The organism is Listeria cossartiae subsp. cossartiae (assembly GCF_014224155.1).
Classification (GTDB): Bacteria; Bacillota; Bacilli; order Lactobacillales; family Listeriaceae; genus Listeria; species Listeria cossartiae.
Window position 1 is genome coordinate 1,069,292 of record NZ_JAASUI010000001.1, and the last position, 17,154, is coordinate 1,086,445.

Genomic DNA, 17,154 nt, shown 5'->3' on the forward strand with positions numbered 1-17,154 from the left:
GCAAGTAGCCTTAGCTACTTGCTTTTTTTACTATTTTTTTGGTCGAGTTTTACTATGTGTGCGCATTGATTTTTTAATAACTTTCCAGCGGTCGCGTTCTTGTCTAGCAAGAGCGGGACTGTTTTTTCGTGCATGGTAAGCCATTTCACGCTGCAATTTTAACCAATTTTCGTAATGTTGCATCGATAAACGACCATCTTCTAAAGCAGCTTGTACAGCGCAACCAGGCTCTTGTGTATGGGAACAATCATGAAAACGACAGCCTTCAGCAAGCTCCTCCACATCTGAAAAAGTGGTTTCCAATCCAGCTTGATTCAAACCAATCCCGAATTCGCGCATTCCTGGCGTATCAATAACAATCCAACCATTATTTAGCAAATGCATTTCTCGGTGTGTCGTAGTATGTTTTCCTTTACTATCATCTTCCCGAATACCAGCAGTTTTCATCAAATCAGTACCAGCAAGCGAATTAATAAAAGAAGATTTACCAACACCAGAAGAACCGAGTAAAACAAGAGTGCTATTCGGCTTCAAATCGCGTTCTAACGCTTCAAAACCATTGTGCGACAAATTATCCACATAATACGCTGGGACGCCATATGCGACAGTTTCGAGCTGCTGAGCGTAGGGCGATAGATCTTCCGCTAAATCGGCTTTCGTCAAAATGATAATCGGCGTAGCGCCACTATCCCAAGCAACCGTTAAATAGCGTTCTAAGCGATTTAAATTAAAATCATGATTCAAACTCATCACAATAAGCGCATAGTCAAAATTCGCCGCAATCAATTGTTCCTCAGAATCTTTATTCATTCGAGAAAAGACTGTTTTCCGTTCTAACACGGATAAGATTTGCGCGTCACTGCTCACTTCGACAAAATCGCCAACAGCAGGCAGGGCAGTGGTGGATAATTCATAAAAATTCCCACGTTTAAGGGAGGTTAAAAATTCCCCGTTTTCAGTAACTACTCGGTAATAATCTCTAAATACCGCAGTAACTCTGCCGTAAGAGGATGTAGTAGCTATTTCTTGTTCATTAAAAAAATGCGTGAAACCATATTTTTCTAGTATCAATTTTTCCGCTCCTTTGTTGTAGGGAGCATTCTATAGGTAAAATACCCCCGTTTTAATTATGAGGTTATTCATTTTTACATTTTCCATAATTCATCATCCTTTCTTTCTTAAATAATAACATAAAAAAGGAAACAAGCTCTATACTTGTTTCCTTTTTTTCGATTAATTTTTATGTGCTAAAATTTTAGCGATTGTTTCATAGCTCATATCGCTTTTGATAGTGTAGCTACCATCACGAATGTACTTTTCATAATTGTTATCACGTAAGTATTTATCAAAATCGGAAGAACTCTTAACAATACCATTTGCTTGAAGTTCGTCGCCAGCTTTAGAAGACGGATCTCCGCTAGAAATTGTCAAAGTATAACTTTTAACTTTTTTAGCTTCTTCAGCTTTCTTTTTAGCAGCTTCGTCCGCTTTTTTCTTCGCTTCAGTTTCTTTTGCTTTTGCTACTTCTTGCTCAGCTAATAATTTTTCGTATTTTGTTTTCCATGTGCTTGAATTTTCATCAGAACCAGCTTTTGTTGATGCGGCTTTTGTTTCATCTGCTTTAGTCTGAGTTGAGAAAAACTGATTGTAAACCAGTAAGACAACGGCAGATATTAAGAAACCTAACGCCAACATCCGTAAGTTTTTCTTCACAGATAGGCTCCTCCTTTAAAATTTAAATCAATGTTTTAAATATTCTTCAATGATTTGTTCCACTTCTTCTTTAGGCAATGATGACTGTTCAGCAATCTCTGATGTTACGATTCCAGAAGTATAAAGTGTAATCACTTGTTTTTTCATCAATTCGCGAACTTTCGGGCTATCAGGTACTTGTTCAGCCTCAACGATAGGAGTATCCATTTTCATTGCTTTTTCTAGTTCAGTGACGCGTTGTTTTAGTTCAAAGTTTTCTTGCATCCACTGAGCAGCAACATCTTCCAGTTCTTTTTCTAATTGTTTATTGTCGCCTTTTTGAAGAAATGAGATAACAAACAGCGCAATAGCAGCAATTAGTAAGATAATTATGACTGTGGTCATGGGTTTTATACACACCTCTCTTCCATAAACTCTACTACTAGTTATAGCATAATTTACCTTAAAACACCATCCGAAATAAGGTTTTGTAAAGAAAATAAAAAGAAAATGCATAGAGTCCTTGCAACAACTCTTTAAAAATGATATTATTATACAGGTTTAGTAAATAAATTCGTCAGTCGGAGTTGGAGGGAAAAATAATGCGCGTTAATATTACTTTAGAATGCACTGAATGCGGTGATCGTAATTATATCACTACTAAAAATAAGCGTGAAAATCCGGAACGTATTGAATTAAAAAAATATTGTCCAAGATTGCGCCGTGTAACTTTACACCGCGAAACTAAGTAAGCAGCAGGATCTCCATTCTGTTGCTTTTTTTATTAGACAAAGGGGGAAGTCAAGATGGAAGACAAACGCCTAATTCGAGAAAAGATTTTACGGAATTTAAACAGCATCGATAAAGTAGAACATCGCGAACGTTCTATTAAATTAGCAGAAAAACTATTCTTATTACCAGAATGGAGAAATGCACAGGTTATTGGTATAACTTTGGCAAGACATCCTGAAATTGAAACAGAAACAATCATTTTACAAGCCAAAAAAGAAGGCAAGACCGTTTTAATTCCAAAAACATATTACCCAAGCAGAAAAATGGAATTTAAAAAGATGGATTCTGTACATCCGCTTGTAAAAACTAAATTTGGCATTTTGGAGCCTAACGAACTAGCGGAAACGATTGAGAAGGAAGCGATAGATTTATTAATTGTGCCTGGAGTTGCTTTTAATGAAGAGCATTATCGAATCGGTTTTGGCGGTGGTTTTTATGATAGGTTCTTAGTGGATTTCCAAGGCCCAACAGTATCTTTATACTTGTATGAACAAAAAATGGATTTTGCGCCGGAAAGCCATGATAAACCAGTTTCTATTCTAATTGAAGGATAACGAAAAATAATTCTATAGAAAATAGGGTGGATTGTTTACAACACCCTTTTTTTTGCGTATAGTAGTAAATATAATTTGTAATGAAAGCAGGGATTTTTTGAGCTTCCAAGAACAATATGTCTTCTGGCGCCTAACTAATTATTTCTTGGGTGTTGAAAAATACCGTTTAATCCATCTTCATGAGGAAAAACAAGAACTTTGGTTGGAAAATACAAGCCAGAAAAAAAGACCAGTCATTCGTATCCAAATGAAAGAACTAAGTTGGGCTAATGTAGTGGAACGCGATGTGACACATACTTTACATGTTACTGAAAATCTTCGTAAGCAAATGGGGCGCTTGAAACTGCCTCTTGTGAATATTTATATAGCACCATTTGAACCAATGGGTGATATTTCGCCTTTTTTTGGACAGGCAATTGCATCTCCAAACGAAAAAGTGAAACTAGAAAATATTTTACTAGCGAACGAACAGATGAGAGAGCATCTAGATATACTTATAGAAACTTTAGAATTACCCGAAGAAGCGTTTGTTCTTCCAGATGAAATAACAAAAGAACTAGTGGCCAAAGAGCGAGAGCAAGTAATCACGTACATTACTACGAAAGTGAATGAAGAACAAAAAGTTGCCAGAAACTCCAAGCCAATCATTACGTATACGTTCATCGGCCTTTTAATCGCAGCGTTCTTGTGGCTTGCTTTTCAAGGCGGAACAACGAATTCATTTAACTTAATTAAATGGGGCGGGAAATTCAATCCACTTATTTATGCCGGTGAATGGTGGCGCTTTATTTCGCCAATATTTCTCCACAGCGGATTAATACACCTAGCCTCCAACGCAGTTATGTTATACATTGTCGGGGCATGGGCAGAGCGGCTTTATGGCAAATGGCGTTATGTTTTGATTCTCCTATTAGGTGGGATTTGTGGGAATATAGCCAGTTTTGCACTAAATATGAATTTATCTGTTGGTGCTAGTACTGCTGTGTTCGCTGTAATGGGCGCGTTACTGTATTTAGTAGTATTGAAACCAAATCTTTATGCGAGAACGATTGGAGTTAGTATCGCATCGCTTGTCGCAATCAATTTACTTATTGATGTGTTTTCTACGCAAATTGATATTGCTGGACATATTGGCGGATTAGTTGGCGGTTTCTTACTCGCAGGAGCGTTATCATTACCAAAGCAATTTTTCCATTGGCGCCGACTTGCATATGGTATTTCTTTATTGGCGGTAGCTATTTTATTTCTGTATTTTGGCTATCAAAAAGGAGAGAAACCATACGATCCAATGCAAGCTAACGTAGCTGTACAACAATATCTACAAGAACAAAATGAAAAAGAAGCAACGAAAATTACCGATACTTTAATTGCAAGCGGAAGCGCTGATGGCTATTCTTATACGTATGCTGCATCTATGGCTTTGCAAAACAAGCAAGTAGATAAAGCAGAAGCGATGGCTAAAGAAGCAATTAGTATGGATAAAGACATCCCAGAAGCTCATTATTATTTATCCGTCTGCTATAGAATAAAGGGTGATATACCTAATGCAATCAAAGAAGCAAACAGCGCCAGACAATTATCAAGCAATCCATTTTTTGATTCTTATTACGATGAGTTAGAAAAAAACAAAGAATAAGAGGTTTTTAATGTGAAAACAGTTTATGATGTTGCCCAATTACTAAGAAAGCATGGCATTATTGTTTATTTAGGAAAGCGACAATACGACATCGAAATGATGGAATATGAGATTACAGAACTTTTTAAACATAATATTTTAGATAGAGAAGTTTTTGCTAGAGCTAGAAGTATATTGAAGGAAGAATTAATCAAAGAACAACGTAAAAATAGTAGTTTAAATTAAATTGATTATAAGGAGAACAGCAGAATGAACAAAAAATTAATTGGTGTAGATTTAGGCGGGACAACGGCAAAATTAGCTATTTTAACAAAAGAAGGCGACATTGAAGAAAAATGGACTATTGATACTGACATTGCAGACAAAGGCGCTCATATCGTAAAAAATATCGGAGACTCTATCAACCAAAAACTAACAGATTTACAACTAGATAATGATACTTTTTATGGTATTGGTATGGGAACACCTGGAACAGTTAATTATGAAACAGGCACGGTTAAAGGTGCATACAACTTGGGCTGGGCAGAAGAACAAAACGTTAGCGAAGATTTAGAAAATATTACTGGTTTAAAAATAATATTAGATAATGATGCGAATGTTGCTGCTCTTGGCGAACGTTGGAAAGGTGCAGGAGAAGGCGGCGCGAATGTTGTTTTTGTAACACTTGGAACCGGTGTTGGCGGCGGAATCTTTGCAGAAGGTAAAATTTTACATGGCGTACGCGGAGCAGCTGGTGAAATCGGCCACGTAACGGTAGTTCCAGAAAATGGTTATGATTGTACTTGTGGTAAAACTGGTTGTTTAGAAACAGTGGCTTCTGCAACTGGTATTGTTCGAGTAGCTAAAGATTTAGCGAAAGAATTCACTGGCAAATCTGCACTTAAAGAGGCGATTGATAAAAACGAAACAATCACTTCTAAATTAATTTTTGAGTTAGGTGCGGAAGAAGATGCTCTTGCGAATGAAACGATTGATAAAATTTCTTTCTATTTAGCTTTAGCGCTTAGTCACATTGGAAACATGTTAAACCCTGAGAAAATTATTATCGGCGGTGGAGTTTCAGCGGCAGGTGACCAACTTTTAACACCAGTTAAAAATTATTTTGAAACAATGGTTTTCCCAGCAGTAAAAGAATCCACTAAATTATCCATCGCGACAAAAGGGAATGACGCAGGGATAATTGGAGCTGCATGGTTAGCATTACCGAATGAAGATTAATATTCATTTTTATAAGCTACAATAATACTCCATTATTGTAGCTTGTTTTATCGAAAGATCTTTCTATAACGCATTGTTTTAGCTTCCTATGAAAAGGGTAAAATTTTAGCATAGAGAGATTGGAGGCCAGAGATGAAAAAATCAAATGCTTTTTTGCTGATTACCTTATTGATGGGATTGGTTTTTATCTCTTTTGGTTGCTCGGAGGAAAAAGAAACGCCAAAAAAGACTACAAAAGAAGTGCAAGGTGTTCAAATTAAAACAAAAGAATTCCAGCGAGTTGTCGGTTGGCTATCAAAAGATTCCGTTTTGTTGCAAACGAAAAAGTCTGGAATTACCTATTTTGATGAACTTAATATTTATAACAAGAAGAAACGCGCTATCTTTAATACAAAAGAGTCTATTTCAGAAGTTCAAATTAGCCCAGATTATCGAAATGTTTTGCTTTATTCTGCAGAATCCGACAAAAAAGCGACGATGCGAATAATTGCTTTAAATGATGGATCAACGGTTGCGTCTCGAGCAACAAAGCCATTAACGACCACGTTCTATTGGAATGACGAATCTCCTGAGAAAATAATGTTTGTAACATATAGTCCAGAATGGGATTTTCAAATAGAGAATTGGGATTATACGCTAAATCAAGTGGATAAAATTGATTTAGCCTCTCCTTTTATTTCGTGGTACGGTGATAATTTGGTGCTATCAAACAACAAAGATAAGCGAGACGATGAAGTAGGCAATCTTTATTTACAAGATATTAGAGACAACGCAACTAAAAATTTAATTGTGGCTAATATTATGCAATTTGCCGTACATGATAATGTGCTCTTAACGATTGAGAAATCCTCTGATGAAAAATTATTGTACGATTTTAGAACGATTGGATTCCAGAATTTTTATTCTTATAATGCCGCGCGTGAGTATGACGAGTTAGGCACATTTGTTCCGTATTTTGATATGAATTTTGATAAGAATACTTTTTTAACATTTGTTCCGTATAAAAGCGCCAAAATTAGCGGTGGACCAAAAGAATATAAATTAGTAAAAATTGATCCAACGAATAGCAAAGAATCGACAGTGTTAGATTTAATGGATAATCAACCTATTTTATCGTATGAAACAGGAGATTTAGTTCTCTATGGTTATTTATTTGACAAAGTTATCGATACAAAAACAGGTAAAATGTATAATTTAATTAACACTCCAACTAAATCTTTTTAAAACAACGAATTCCTGCATTTTAGGGATTCGTTGTTTTTGTTAATGTGTAACCATTCTGCAAGATAACCTTGCAGTCGAACGTAGTTGAATTGCTATCTGTAGCATGACAACCAATAGTAGCATCATCATATTTAATTTCAAACTGCTGGGAAAGCTGAGATGTTTCTTTAGCTTCTAGCAATGCTAGATTTAACTTGGTGGAAGCTAGATAATAGTTTTGAATCATTTTTTCGTATTGGATTTGTGTTTTGAAAATAGAAGCACTTCCAGTAACGATTAAAATGGTAATGAACGCAATGAAAATGGTAAATGGGAGCGTAAATGCATTTGTCTTCATGGTAATTGTTTCGCTTCCGGTAATGGGAATACAGAGGTGTAAGTCTTTGTTTGAACGTCTTGGATTTTTAGGTGTAATTGATGTTCTTTTTTTGTTAGTTGGTAGTCTTTTATGTTAGTGAGTAGCGGCTCGTGGCCTTTTCCATTTACTTGGCGTCGAATCAAATCATTGTATTTGGAATAGGTAATTAAGTCTTTACCGTTGTGGAAAGAGAGTATATTACCATTTACTTGGATGTTGCTAGCTTTCTCTAATTCTAATCGAGTTTGAATTAAAAAAAGTTGCCATTCGGTTGTTTGGTCGATATTGCTAAGTTGAATCGTTTTGTTATAGCATTCGAAAAACAAAGGGATGAGTGAACTAATACTCAAAATAATCGTGATGGATAATATTGTTTCCAAAAGAGTAAATGCCGAGGAGCCATTTCTATAAGACGCATTTTTCTGTTGTTTTGTTCTTGGCACAGATTTGAATACCTCCTTGATAATGAAAACTTTTAATGTAGTCTTCCTCATAGTTAATGGGGATACTTTTGTAACGAAGGAGTTCGCTATGTTCGAAAATTTGTTGATAAAGTCTACTCGTTTCTTTTTGCTGATCAAGTTTTTCAAAAATAGTCATAGCAGTAGGTAACAAAAAACTACAAACCATGGAAAATAATAGCAATGAAACCATGCTCTCCACTAAAGAGAAGCCATTAATTTTGTTCAATTCTAAAACGCCCCTTTCCAATTTGGAAGATTAGTTTGTAATTATTGGCCGAACTTGCTAAGCGAATAGTTAAGAAACGGTTAATGGATCCGTCTAAACTTGAAAAACGAAAATTTTCTGTTTTAGAATGCGTTAATTTTAATGTGTTTGCAAATGGAATAGTGCTAAGTGATTGTGAGTTAGTTGAAGCGGTAAGCTGATTTTTCAGTGGATCAAACGAAATGGCAGTATCTTGCTTCGTTGTTACTGCATTTATTTGCGCCAAATAGATGGTCGCTTTAACTTCTTCTAAAAGTTGTTTTTCTGTAAGTGTTGAGAGGCTGTTGGCGATAGGGAAGATGGTTAGGGTGATAAGCGTAAAGCTAATAGATAGCACGAGTAACATTTCTAGTAAAGTGAATCCGTTCGTTTTCATTTTTTCTCGGAAACATTTCCAGAACTATCTATTTTAATGCTATTACCATTGGGGCATGACTTTTGATTTGCTTTTAAATAACCACCGCTTACTAAGTCACTGACAGATGGAATCGCATTTTTATCTAATTGATAAGACTGAACTTGTCCTTGTACCATCGAAATAAATGCCTCACAGCCTTTGTTATTAATGGATTTGCTTTGCGATACAATATTTGGAATGGTTAAAAGTAGTAAAACACTAACAACTAACAATACAATTAACATTTCCACTAAAGTAAAGCCGCTTTCATCTCGCCAATCTATTTTTAATTTAAACATTCAAACTCCTCCTCTAAATTTGGTTTACCATTGAAAACATTGGATATAAAATCGACAGGTAAATGGATACTATTAAGATACCGATAATGATAAAAACAATTGGTTGAATAAATGAGAATAATTTTTCTGTCTTTTGAAGTGATTTCTGATGACATAAATTATAATAAAATAAAAATTCTTCTGCTAAATTACCATTTTTCTCCCCATGAATTGCAATATAATAAAGCTCTTTTTCGAATATCGGCATTTTTTCAAGGGCTTTTGTAAGTGATAGACCTTGCTCCAGTGTAGGAAGAATTCGCTGAGCAATTGCTTGGAAAAATGCGGGTGATTCTTCTTGCGCGAATAGTTGCATAATGTGCGTTATTGATAGTCCGCTTTTAAGTAGATAACCTAGTTCGCGTGAAAAGTATTGCGAATAATGAATTCTTAAAAATTGTCGAATATATGGAATACGACAATAAAAGGAAGCGCGCTCGTAAGCATTTTTTTGATTTTGCTTTCTGATGACAAGGCTAATAAGGAGAAAAAGACTGAGTAAAAATAAACCTAGTAAAATTGGCACTTTTTCTAATAAGAAATAAGTGAAAGTAGTTCCTAGTGAGCCGTTACTTGAGAGCTGAGAAAATAAAAGCTCAAACTTGGGCAAGAGGAAAATTCGAAGTAAGAAAAATACGACGATAACGGTAGAGAATAAGACTAAAGGATATTGAAAAGTTTTCATTAACGCACTTTTTTCTTCGGATCTTCTTTTCATATGAATACCGGTTTCGTGAATTGTTTGTGTAAAGTAACCATGGCTAGAGGCGTAATGAAGTTGCGAACAAATAAATTCAGGAAAGCCGTTTTGCGAAAGGGCAAAGGAAAAAGAATTACCAAGCGCGAGTGAACGGATAATCTGGTCATATCGTTTGCTATATTTTGGTGAAGTAATACTTAAATAGCTAATGGATGCTTCTAACGAGAAACCTTTCTCAAGCAAACTAGCAATTCTAATTAAAAATTCGCCATCGTCTTTCCAGTTAGTGCGCTGAAAAAAAGCCATAAGCAACTCCTTTCTCATAGACAGATGCTACAGGGGATTTTGGTTCAATAGGCTGCTTGTTCGTACGGAAATAGCTGGTTATCTCTTGTTTAGTCAACACTTCATACAGAGCCGTTCTTTTTCGCTTTAAATGTGTGCAATGAGGATGGCATTTTGCGCCACAAAAGGTACAATGAAGATGAACGAGTCGTTGAAAGCTAATGCCAAGTAAGCACTGCGCTAATTCTTCAGAGCTAATACCGAATTCAAGCAATCTTAATAAAACGCCATAAGCGTCTCCAGCGTGGACTGTACTCAAAACTAAGTGACCAGTTAAAGCTGCACGCGTAACTATTTTGGCAGTTTCTGCATCGCGAATTTCTCCGATAATAAGAATATCAGGATCATGGCGCAACACAGAACGAATGAGAGGCGCATAAGTGATATTTGCTTTTTCGTTGATTTCAATTTGAAGAAAACCGGGTGAGTAATGTTCAACAGGGTCTTCAATAGTAATGATTTGCAATTCGTCTTTGTTTTCTATTGAGGAAACTAAACTATACATTGAACTTGATTTACCGCTACCTGTGCTGCCTGAAAAGAGAAATAAACCAGTTTGATTTTTACACTGTTGCACGATTTGTTTCACAGCTATGGGAAACACACTAGATTTTAAAAACGGAATAGGAAACTTATAACGAAAAATACGAATGACCATACTTTCATGGAAATCTTTGGTAGGCATGGTTGAAAGTCGTAAAGCGATTTTTTCAGAAACAGTATTTTTTTCGAAACTGCCAGATTGAGGTCTTCTTTTCTCACTTATATCTAAAGCTGCTTGGAATTTAAGAAAAGATATTAATTTACCGCCTGCATCCAATGGAAGGTAGAGAAGGGGAATCAAAGTTCCGTTTACTCTAAGACGAAGTAAATAGCGGTTTGGTAATGGATGAATATGAATATCACTTGCATTGGCACGGAGCGCTTGAGCTATAATATGGTCTGTTAATTTTTGTGGCATATGAACCTCCTTACAAGTCATATTCTACATAACTTCAAAAAAACCTTTACGCCAGAAAATTTCACAAAAATGAAAATAGAATTTTGCTAGATAAAAAAAGGTATAACTAACCTATATTTGTATCGAAAAAGTGATTTTAAGTTATGAAAGTCCTTGAAAAAACTTTTTTCGAATCCCCCATTTTTCACAATCTATGTGCATTTAGTAACAAACGTATAATTAAACACAAATATTTCATTAAAGCCCTTACATTCCGAACTAATATTAAAAATAGCGAAAATTTTAGCTTTAAAACTAATTATTTGCCGAACAATACAACTCATGATAAGCTATAGAAAAGGCAAATACATAAAAGAATTAGCGGGTGAATGTAAACAGAGAGACTGTGAAAAGCAGCGCCGACGGGGAAAGCATGTAGTATGTGAAACTCTCAGGCAAAAGGATGTTTACGGGACGCAACTCTGGAGTCATTTTTATGTCACGACAGGGCTTATGAATCAAATAAGCCTTTTTGTTATGTGAAAAAAGGAGGATATAATGATGACAGAATTACTAAAAACACCGATTCATCCACTTTATGCAAAATATGGTGCGAAAACCATTGATTTTGGTGGATGGGATTTACCAGTACAATTTGCTGGGATAAAAGCTGAACATGAAGCCGTGCGAACGGATGCAGGGTTATTTGACGTGTCTCATATGGGAGAAATTTTGGTAAAAGGTCCTGATAGTACTTCTTATTTACAGTATTTGTTATCTAACGACATAGAGAAAATCAAAGTGGGTAAAGCGCAATATAATATTATGTGCTATGAAACTGGCGGAACTGTAGACGATTTAGTAGTTTATAAGAAATCAGAAACGGAATACATACTTGTCGTTAATGCGGCAAACACGGAAAAAGATTTTGAATGGATGGTAAAAAATATTCGTGGAGATGTGAGTGTTACCAATGTATCTTCGGAATTCGGCCAATTAGCACTTCAAGGGCCAAATGCAGAAAAAATTCTTTCTAAGTTAACCGATGTGGATCTGAGTGCAATAAGTTTCTTCGGATTTGTAGAAGATGCCGATGTAGCTGGAGTGAAAACAATCATTTCGAGGAGTGGTTATACCGGAGAAGATGGTTTTGAAATTTACATGCAAAGTGCTGACGCTGGCAAAGTTTTTGAAGCAATTTTAGCTGAGGGTGTCGCGCCAATTGGTTTAGGTGCCCGCGATACTTTGCGTTTGGAAGCGGTACTTGCACTTTATGGACAAGAATTAAGTAAAGATATTACGCCGCTTGAAGCAGGATTGAATTTTGCGGTGAAATTAAAAAAAGAAGCAGATTTTATAGGTAAAGAAGCACTTATCAAGCAAAAAGAAGCAGGTTTGACAAGAAAGTTAGTTGGTATTGAATTGATCGAACGCGGTATACCACGCCACGATTATCCAGTATTTTTAGATGAGCAAGAAATCGGTGTCGTAACTTCGGGAACGCAATCACCGACTCTTGGAACGAATATTGGTTTAGCTTTAATTGATACAGCTTATACAGAATTAGGTCAAGAATTAGAAGTAGGGATACGAAACAAGAAAATAAAAGCAAAAGTAGTACCAACACCATTTTATAAACGCGCAAAGTAAAAAGGAGGAAATAATATGGCAAAACATCGTTATTTACCAATGACGGAACAAGATGAAAAGGAAATGCTTGATGTGATAGGGGTTAAGTCGATTGATGACTTATTTCAAGATATTCCAGAAAAAATTAGATTTAAGCGGGATTATGATTTAAAACCAGCAAAATCAGAACCTGCTCTCTTACGCGAATTGTCTAAACTTGCTTCTAAAAACGCCAACACAACAGAATATGCATCCTTTTTAGGGGCGGGTGTATACAGTCACTATATTCCTACAGTGGTGGATCACGTTATTTCACGCTCGGAGTTTTATACAGCTTATACGCCTTATCAACCGGAAATTTCGCAAGGTGAATTGCAAGCGATTTTTGAATTCCAAACGATGATTGCAGAATTAACAGGGATGGATTTAGCGAATTCTTCGATGTATGATGGCGGGACAGCACTTGCGGAAGCAGCAATGCTTGCGAGTGGACATACTAAACGCAAAAAAATTCTTATTTCCGGAGCCGTTCATCCAGAAAGCACGAATGTATTAAAAACCTATGCAACCGGCCAACATATTGAAGTAGAAGTTATTCCAGAAGTGGATGGCAAAACAGATATAGAAGCCCTAAAAAAAGCTCTGTCGGATGATATCGCCGGTTTTGTGGTACAATATCCGAACTTTTACGGTCAAGTAGAGCCATTAGCAGAACTAGAGAAATTAATCCATGAAAATAATTCTTTACTACTCGTTTCTAGTAATCCGCTATCCCTTGGTTTACTCACACCACCGGGAGAATTTGGCGCGGATATCGTTGTTGGAGATTCACAAGTGTTTGGTATTCCTGAATCATTTGGTGGCCCGCACTGTGGTTTCTTTGCTGTAACGACTAAATTGATGCGTAAAGTTCCAGGACGGTTAGTTGGAGAGACGGTTGATGAAAATGGCAAACGAGGTTATGTACTTACATTGCAAGCACGCGAACAACATATTCGCCGTGATAAAGCGACATCTAACATCTGTTCCAATCAAGCTCTAAACGCACTAGCTTCTTCTGTAGCTATGGCGACGCTTGGTAAAACAGGTCTAGTAGAAATGGCGAAGCAAAATTTAGATAAATCCCACTACGCAAAACAAAAATTCCGTGAGCATGGTTTTGAAGTGTTATTTTCTGACGGCTTTTTCAATGAGTTTGTCGTGAAGCTTTCGAAACCTATCAAAGAAGTGAATGAATCCCTTTTAGATGAGGGGATTATTGGTGGGTATGATCTTGGGTTTTATGATGCCAAATACGAAAAGCATATGCTTGTAGCCGTAACAGAAATGCGTACAAAAGAGGAAATTGATGCCCTTGTGGCGAGCTTGGAGGGTGTAAAATGAATTTAGAAGAAACAATGCCATTAGTATTTGAACGCTCGATTCCAGGAAGAATTGGTTTTAGTTTGCCAGAAAGTGATGTTCCCGAAACAAATGCTGCTGATTACTTTGAACAAGCCTATATTCGTTCCACCCCAGCAGATTTGCCTGAATTAAGTGAACTCGAAATTATGCGTCATTATACCAATTTATCCAACCATAATTTCGGCGTAGACTCTGGTTTTTATCCGCTTGGTTCTTGTACGATGAAATATAATCCAAAAATCAATGAAAAAGTAGCACGATTCCCAGGTTTTGCCAATATTCACCCGAATCAGCCGGAAAGCTCGGTTCAAGGCGCACTGGAGCTGTTATATGATTTACAAACAAGTCTAGTTGAAATTACAGGCATGGATGAAGTAACCTTACAACCGGCCGCTGGAGCACACGGCGAATGGACTGGATTAATGCTCATTCGTGCTTTCCATGAAAAAAATGGCGATACAAAACGAACAAAAGTAATCATCCCAGACTCTGCGCACGGAACTAATCCAGCGTCCGCAGCAGTTGCCGGATTTGATGTTGTTACGGTTAAATCCAATGAAAAAGGGCTTGTCGATGTAGCTGATTTGAAAAAAGTAGTAGGTGAGGATACAGCCGCGCTCATGCTTACAAATCCGAATACACTTGGTCTTTTCGAAAAGGATATTGTTGAAATGGCGGAAATCGTCCATGCGGCAGGTGGTAAATTGTATTATGATGGTGCTAACTTAAACGCAATCATGGCCAAAGTTAGACCGGGCGATATGGGCTTTGATGTCGTACATTTAAATTTACACAAAACATTCACTGGTCCTCATGGCGGTGGTGGTCCGGGTTCTGGCCCAATCGGCGTGAAAAAAGAATTAATTCCATTTTTACCAACACCAGTACTTACGAAAAAAGAAGAAGTGTACACATTTGATTATAATTATCCAGATTCTATTGGTCGAGTGAAGCCGTATTACGGAAACTTTGGTATTAATGTTCGCGCGTATACGTATATTCGTACAATGGGACCAGATGGTTTGAAATTAGTAACCGAATATGCCGTTTTAAATGCCAACTATATGATGCGCAAACTGCAAGAAGCGTATGATTTACCATTTGATCAAGTTTGCAAACACGAATTTGTTCTAAGTGGTAATAGACAGAAAAAACTTGGCGTCCGCACGGTGGATATTGCGAAACGTTTGTTAGACCATAATTTCCATCCACCAACTGTTTACTTCCCGTTAATCGTTGGCGAAGCAATCATGATTGAACCAACAGAAACCGAATCAAAAGAAACGCTTGATTCGTTTATTGATACGATGCTAAAAATTGCTAAAGAAGCAGAAGAAAATCCAGAAATCGTTCAAGAGGCACCGCATAGTACTTATGTGAAACGCCTAGATGAAACGAGAGCCGCGAGAAAACCAATTTTACGTTATCAAAAAGAAGTATAAAAAGAAGCCTTGCTGTGAAATATCACGGCAAGGCTTTTTCTTATTTAGATTTTGTTTTTCCTGTCCATCTACGGTAACCGCCTTTAAGCTGATACACTTGTTTGTAGCCACGTTTATAAAGCATGATTGCTGCGCGGTTACTACGTTGTGCAGTTTGGCAGTATAAGTAAACTGGCAAATCTTGACGAATTTCTGTTGTGCGGTTTTTCATTTGTGTAACTGGAATATTTCTAGCTCCAAGAATATGTCCAGCATCGAATTCGTTTGGCTCGCGAACATCAATTAACTGTGCTTTACGATAACCTTTTTTAAATTCTTCTTCTGTTAAAACTTTTAGTGCTTTGCGTCGCATTACAAACTGGTAAATTTCGTATCCTAAAAGAATAACCAGAATGATAATTGCTATAATCCAACTAATCAATTGTGTAAACCCCTTTCATCCTGAAAACTGCTTTTTCTAAAGCATCCTTTTCTATTATAACTTATTTTTTGCCACCATCAATCACTTTGAAAGAAGATTTTCGTTTTTTCTTTGTTTTTTTCTTCGGATCGTGTAAATTTTTGGATTGTTTTACTGCTTTTTGGTAATTACTGTCAGTTTTTCTATTAGTGAAAAGACGTAGCAGTAGAGTGAAAATAAGTGTGCCGATTAAAACGGAAATAATCAATCCGAAAAACGATTTAAAACCACCCATCAAAAGCCCAATACCAACAAGCGCAAGTAAAATAATAACTATGAGGGGATACTTCTTCAAATCAATTCACTCCTATTCTAAAAGTTCCAGATTCTCCGGTTCCGCTACATCTACTGGTGCGCCTTCTTTTTCAACACGTAAAAGTTCATTAAAAGATGCGATGGCAACTTCCACTTGATCATCAGAAGGTTCTTTTGTTGTAAGAAGTTGTAACCACAATCCCGGAACGCCTAAATATTTAAGCACGGGGATGTTGCGGCATTTATTCGTTAATTGTAACACTTCAAATGCTACGCCGAGCACGACAGGAATAAGCAAAATCCGGTCGACCACGCGAAGCCAAAGCGGGTCAGTTGGTACAAGCAAGTAAATAAACATACCAACAATAACTGTAAATAAAATAAAACTACTACCACAACGATAATGTAACCGTGATTGTTTTTGGACATTTTCAACCGTTAATGGTAAATTTTCTTCGTAACAATTTATTACCTTATGCTCAGAACCGTGATATTGAAAAACTCGTTTAATAATAGGGGTCTGAGAAACCGCGAAAATATAGGTTAATAGAAGAATTAATTTGAAAAGACTCTCTAAAAATACTTGAGCTGTATCGCCTGGAACGATAGGACGGAATAATTCCGCTAAAAATACAGGGATGAGCGTCATGACAAATTTAGCAAAAACGAAAGATAAAATACCGATGACCGCAACGCCTAACCACATCGCGACTTTCGATTCTTTCTTTTCAATTTTTTCTTCTTCTACGGGATTGTTTGGATCCTCGTCATATCGGTCTGTCGCAAAAGCGAGGTGTTTGGAACCGATAGCGCTAGATTCAATTAAGGCAACAATACCTCTTAAAAAAGGAATTTTCTTCATTCGCATAACCCAAACAGGACTATGTTTTTCTAAATAAAAATATTCTAATGAACCATCTATACGTCTAATTGCTGTTACTGTCTGCTTTCTGCCGCCAAACATGACGCCTTCCACTACAGCTTGTCCACCATAAGATGGTACGTTTTGTTTGCTCAAAGTTTTCACCAGCCTATTCATGT

General features: G+C 36.7%; 22 protein-coding genes and 1 riboswitch. Of the genes, 9 read left to right on the plus strand and 13 right to left on the minus strand.

The annotated features are described in order from the left end of the window. Positions 1-30 precede the first annotated feature (30 nt). The 3 genes from rsgA to HCJ30_RS05500 all read right to left on the minus strand — a co-directional run bounded on the left by rsgA (position 31) and on the right by HCJ30_RS05500 (position 2,097). The gene (gene rsgA / locus HCJ30_RS05490) at positions 31-1,071 is read right to left on the minus strand and encodes a ribosome small subunit-dependent GTPase A (protein WP_185391281.1); all 1,041 of its coding nucleotides are present in this window, start codon (positions 1,069-1,071) and stop codon (positions 31-33) included. Between the two features lie 162 nt (positions 1,072-1,233). Continuing rightward, entirely contained in the window at positions 1,234-1,713 is a 480-nt protein-coding gene (locus HCJ30_RS05495) for an MltG/YceG/YrrL family protein (protein ID WP_185391282.1), read from the minus strand. 27 nt (positions 1,714-1,740) lie between these two features. Further along, positions 1,741-2,097 carry a hypothetical protein gene (locus HCJ30_RS05500; protein WP_008947711.1) on the minus strand — a complete coding sequence of 119 codons (357 nt, stop codon included), beginning with the start codon at positions 2,095-2,097 and terminating at the stop codon, positions 1,741-1,743. A 197-nt stretch (positions 2,098-2,294) separates the two neighbouring features. Between HCJ30_RS05500 and rpmG the strand changes: the two genes are divergently transcribed. The 6 genes from rpmG to HCJ30_RS05530 all read left to right on the plus strand — a co-directional run bounded on the left by rpmG (position 2,295) and on the right by HCJ30_RS05530 (position 7,116). Continuing rightward, entirely contained in the window at positions 2,295-2,444 is a 150-nt protein-coding gene (gene rpmG, locus HCJ30_RS05505) for a 50S ribosomal protein L33 (protein WP_003719608.1), read from the plus strand. A 54-nt stretch (positions 2,445-2,498) separates the two neighbouring features. After that, on the plus strand, positions 2,499-3,038 hold the full coding sequence (locus HCJ30_RS05510; RefSeq protein ID WP_185391283.1) for a 5-formyltetrahydrofolate cyclo-ligase: 540 nt from the start codon (positions 2,499-2,501) through the stop codon (positions 3,036-3,038). Between the two features lie 97 nt (positions 3,039-3,135). Continuing rightward, on the plus strand, positions 3,136-4,674 hold the full coding sequence (locus HCJ30_RS05515; RefSeq protein ID WP_185391284.1) for a rhomboid family protein: 1,539 nt from the start codon (positions 3,136-3,138) through the stop codon (positions 4,672-4,674). 12 nt (positions 4,675-4,686) lie between these two features. Beyond that, complete coding sequence (locus tag HCJ30_RS05520; RefSeq protein WP_008947715.1) at positions 4,687-4,899, plus strand: YqgQ family protein; 213 nt, start codon at positions 4,687-4,689, stop codon at positions 4,897-4,899. Between the two features lie 24 nt (positions 4,900-4,923). Further along, a complete protein-coding gene (locus HCJ30_RS05525) occupies positions 4,924-5,892 on the plus strand; it encodes an ROK family glucokinase (protein ID WP_185391285.1) in 969 nt (322 codons plus the stop codon). Between the two features lie 132 nt (positions 5,893-6,024). After that, positions 6,025-7,116, plus strand: coding sequence for a YqgU-like beta propeller domain-containing protein (locus HCJ30_RS05530; RefSeq protein WP_185391286.1), 1,092 nt, complete (start codon positions 6,025-6,027; stop codon positions 7,114-7,116). A gap of 19 nt (positions 7,117-7,135) precedes the next feature. Here the strand turns inward: HCJ30_RS05530 and HCJ30_RS05535 are convergent, their stop codons facing one another. From HCJ30_RS05535 to comGA, 7 genes are read right to left on the minus strand one after another with little or no spacing between them, the layout of a single operon-like run. After that, on the minus strand, positions 7,136-7,453 hold the full coding sequence (locus HCJ30_RS05535; RefSeq protein WP_185391287.1) for a competence protein ComG: 318 nt from the start codon (positions 7,451-7,453) through the stop codon (positions 7,136-7,138). Continuing rightward, positions 7,450-7,917 (minus strand): competence type IV pilus minor pilin ComGF, encoded by a 468-nt coding sequence (gene comGF, locus HCJ30_RS05540; protein ID WP_311769836.1) that lies wholly within the window; start codon positions 7,915-7,917, stop codon positions 7,450-7,452. The genes HCJ30_RS05535 and comGF overlap by 4 nt, the downstream gene beginning before the upstream one ends. Continuing rightward, positions 7,880-8,164 (minus strand): competence type IV pilus minor pilin ComGE, encoded by a 285-nt coding sequence (comGE, locus tag HCJ30_RS05545; protein ID WP_185391289.1) that lies wholly within the window; start codon positions 8,162-8,164, stop codon positions 7,880-7,882. Before comGE ends, comGF begins: the two co-directional genes overlap by 38 nt. Then, positions 8,151-8,579 (minus strand): competence type IV pilus minor pilin ComGD, encoded by a 429-nt coding sequence (gene comGD, locus HCJ30_RS05550; protein WP_185391290.1) that lies wholly within the window; start codon positions 8,577-8,579, stop codon positions 8,151-8,153. The genes comGE and comGD overlap by 14 nt, the downstream gene beginning before the upstream one ends. Continuing rightward, complete coding sequence (comGC, locus tag HCJ30_RS05555; protein WP_185391291.1) at positions 8,576-8,899, minus strand: competence type IV pilus major pilin ComGC; 324 nt, start codon at positions 8,897-8,899, stop codon at positions 8,576-8,578. The genes comGD and comGC overlap by 4 nt, the downstream gene beginning before the upstream one ends. Before the next feature lie 13 nt (positions 8,900-8,912). After that, complete coding sequence (gene comGB, locus HCJ30_RS05560) at positions 8,913-9,944, minus strand: competence type IV pilus assembly protein ComGB (protein WP_185391292.1); 1,032 nt, start codon at positions 9,942-9,944, stop codon at positions 8,913-8,915. Then, complete coding sequence (gene comGA / locus HCJ30_RS05565; protein ID WP_185391293.1) at positions 9,922-10,944, minus strand: competence type IV pilus ATPase ComGA; 1,023 nt, start codon at positions 10,942-10,944, stop codon at positions 9,922-9,924. Before comGA ends, comGB begins: the two co-directional genes overlap by 23 nt. A 364-nt stretch (positions 10,945-11,308) precedes the next feature. After that, positions 11,309-11,400: riboswitch (glycine riboswitch) on the plus strand. 84 nt (positions 11,401-11,484) lie between these two features. Here comGA and gcvT point away from each other — a divergent pair. The 3 genes from gcvT to gcvPB are packed head-to-tail and all read left to right on the plus strand — an operon-like array spanning position 11,485 to position 15,398. Beyond that, positions 11,485-12,573 carry a glycine cleavage system aminomethyltransferase GcvT gene (gcvT, locus tag HCJ30_RS05570; protein WP_185391294.1) on the plus strand — a complete coding sequence of 363 codons (1,089 nt, stop codon included), beginning with the start codon at positions 11,485-11,487 and terminating at the stop codon, positions 12,571-12,573. A gap of 15 nt (positions 12,574-12,588) precedes the next feature. Continuing rightward, positions 12,589-13,935 carry an aminomethyl-transferring glycine dehydrogenase subunit GcvPA gene (gene gcvPA, locus HCJ30_RS05575; RefSeq protein ID WP_185391295.1) on the plus strand — a complete coding sequence of 449 codons (1,347 nt, stop codon included), beginning with the start codon at positions 12,589-12,591 and terminating at the stop codon, positions 13,933-13,935. Continuing rightward, positions 13,932-15,398, plus strand: coding sequence for an aminomethyl-transferring glycine dehydrogenase subunit GcvPB (gene gcvPB / locus HCJ30_RS05580; RefSeq protein ID WP_185391296.1), 1,467 nt, complete (start codon positions 13,932-13,934; stop codon positions 15,396-15,398). Before gcvPA ends, gcvPB begins: the two co-directional genes overlap by 4 nt. A gap of 40 nt (positions 15,399-15,438) precedes the next feature. Here the strand turns inward: gcvPB and HCJ30_RS05585 are convergent, their stop codons facing one another. The 3 genes from HCJ30_RS05585 to HCJ30_RS05595 all read right to left on the minus strand — a co-directional run bounded on the left by HCJ30_RS05585 (position 15,439) and on the right by HCJ30_RS05595 (position 17,131). Further along, positions 15,439-15,819, minus strand: coding sequence for a rhodanese-like domain-containing protein (locus HCJ30_RS05585; protein WP_008947730.1), 381 nt, complete (start codon positions 15,817-15,819; stop codon positions 15,439-15,441). Between the two features lie 61 nt (positions 15,820-15,880). Beyond that, on the minus strand, positions 15,881-16,153 hold the full coding sequence (locus HCJ30_RS05590; RefSeq protein WP_185391297.1) for an AC76 family protein: 273 nt from the start codon (positions 16,151-16,153) through the stop codon (positions 15,881-15,883). A 12-nt stretch (positions 16,154-16,165) separates the two neighbouring features. Further along, a complete protein-coding gene (locus HCJ30_RS05595) occupies positions 16,166-17,131 on the minus strand; it encodes a DUF1385 domain-containing protein (protein WP_185391298.1) in 966 nt (321 codons plus the stop codon). Positions 17,132-17,154: the final 23 nt, after the last annotated feature.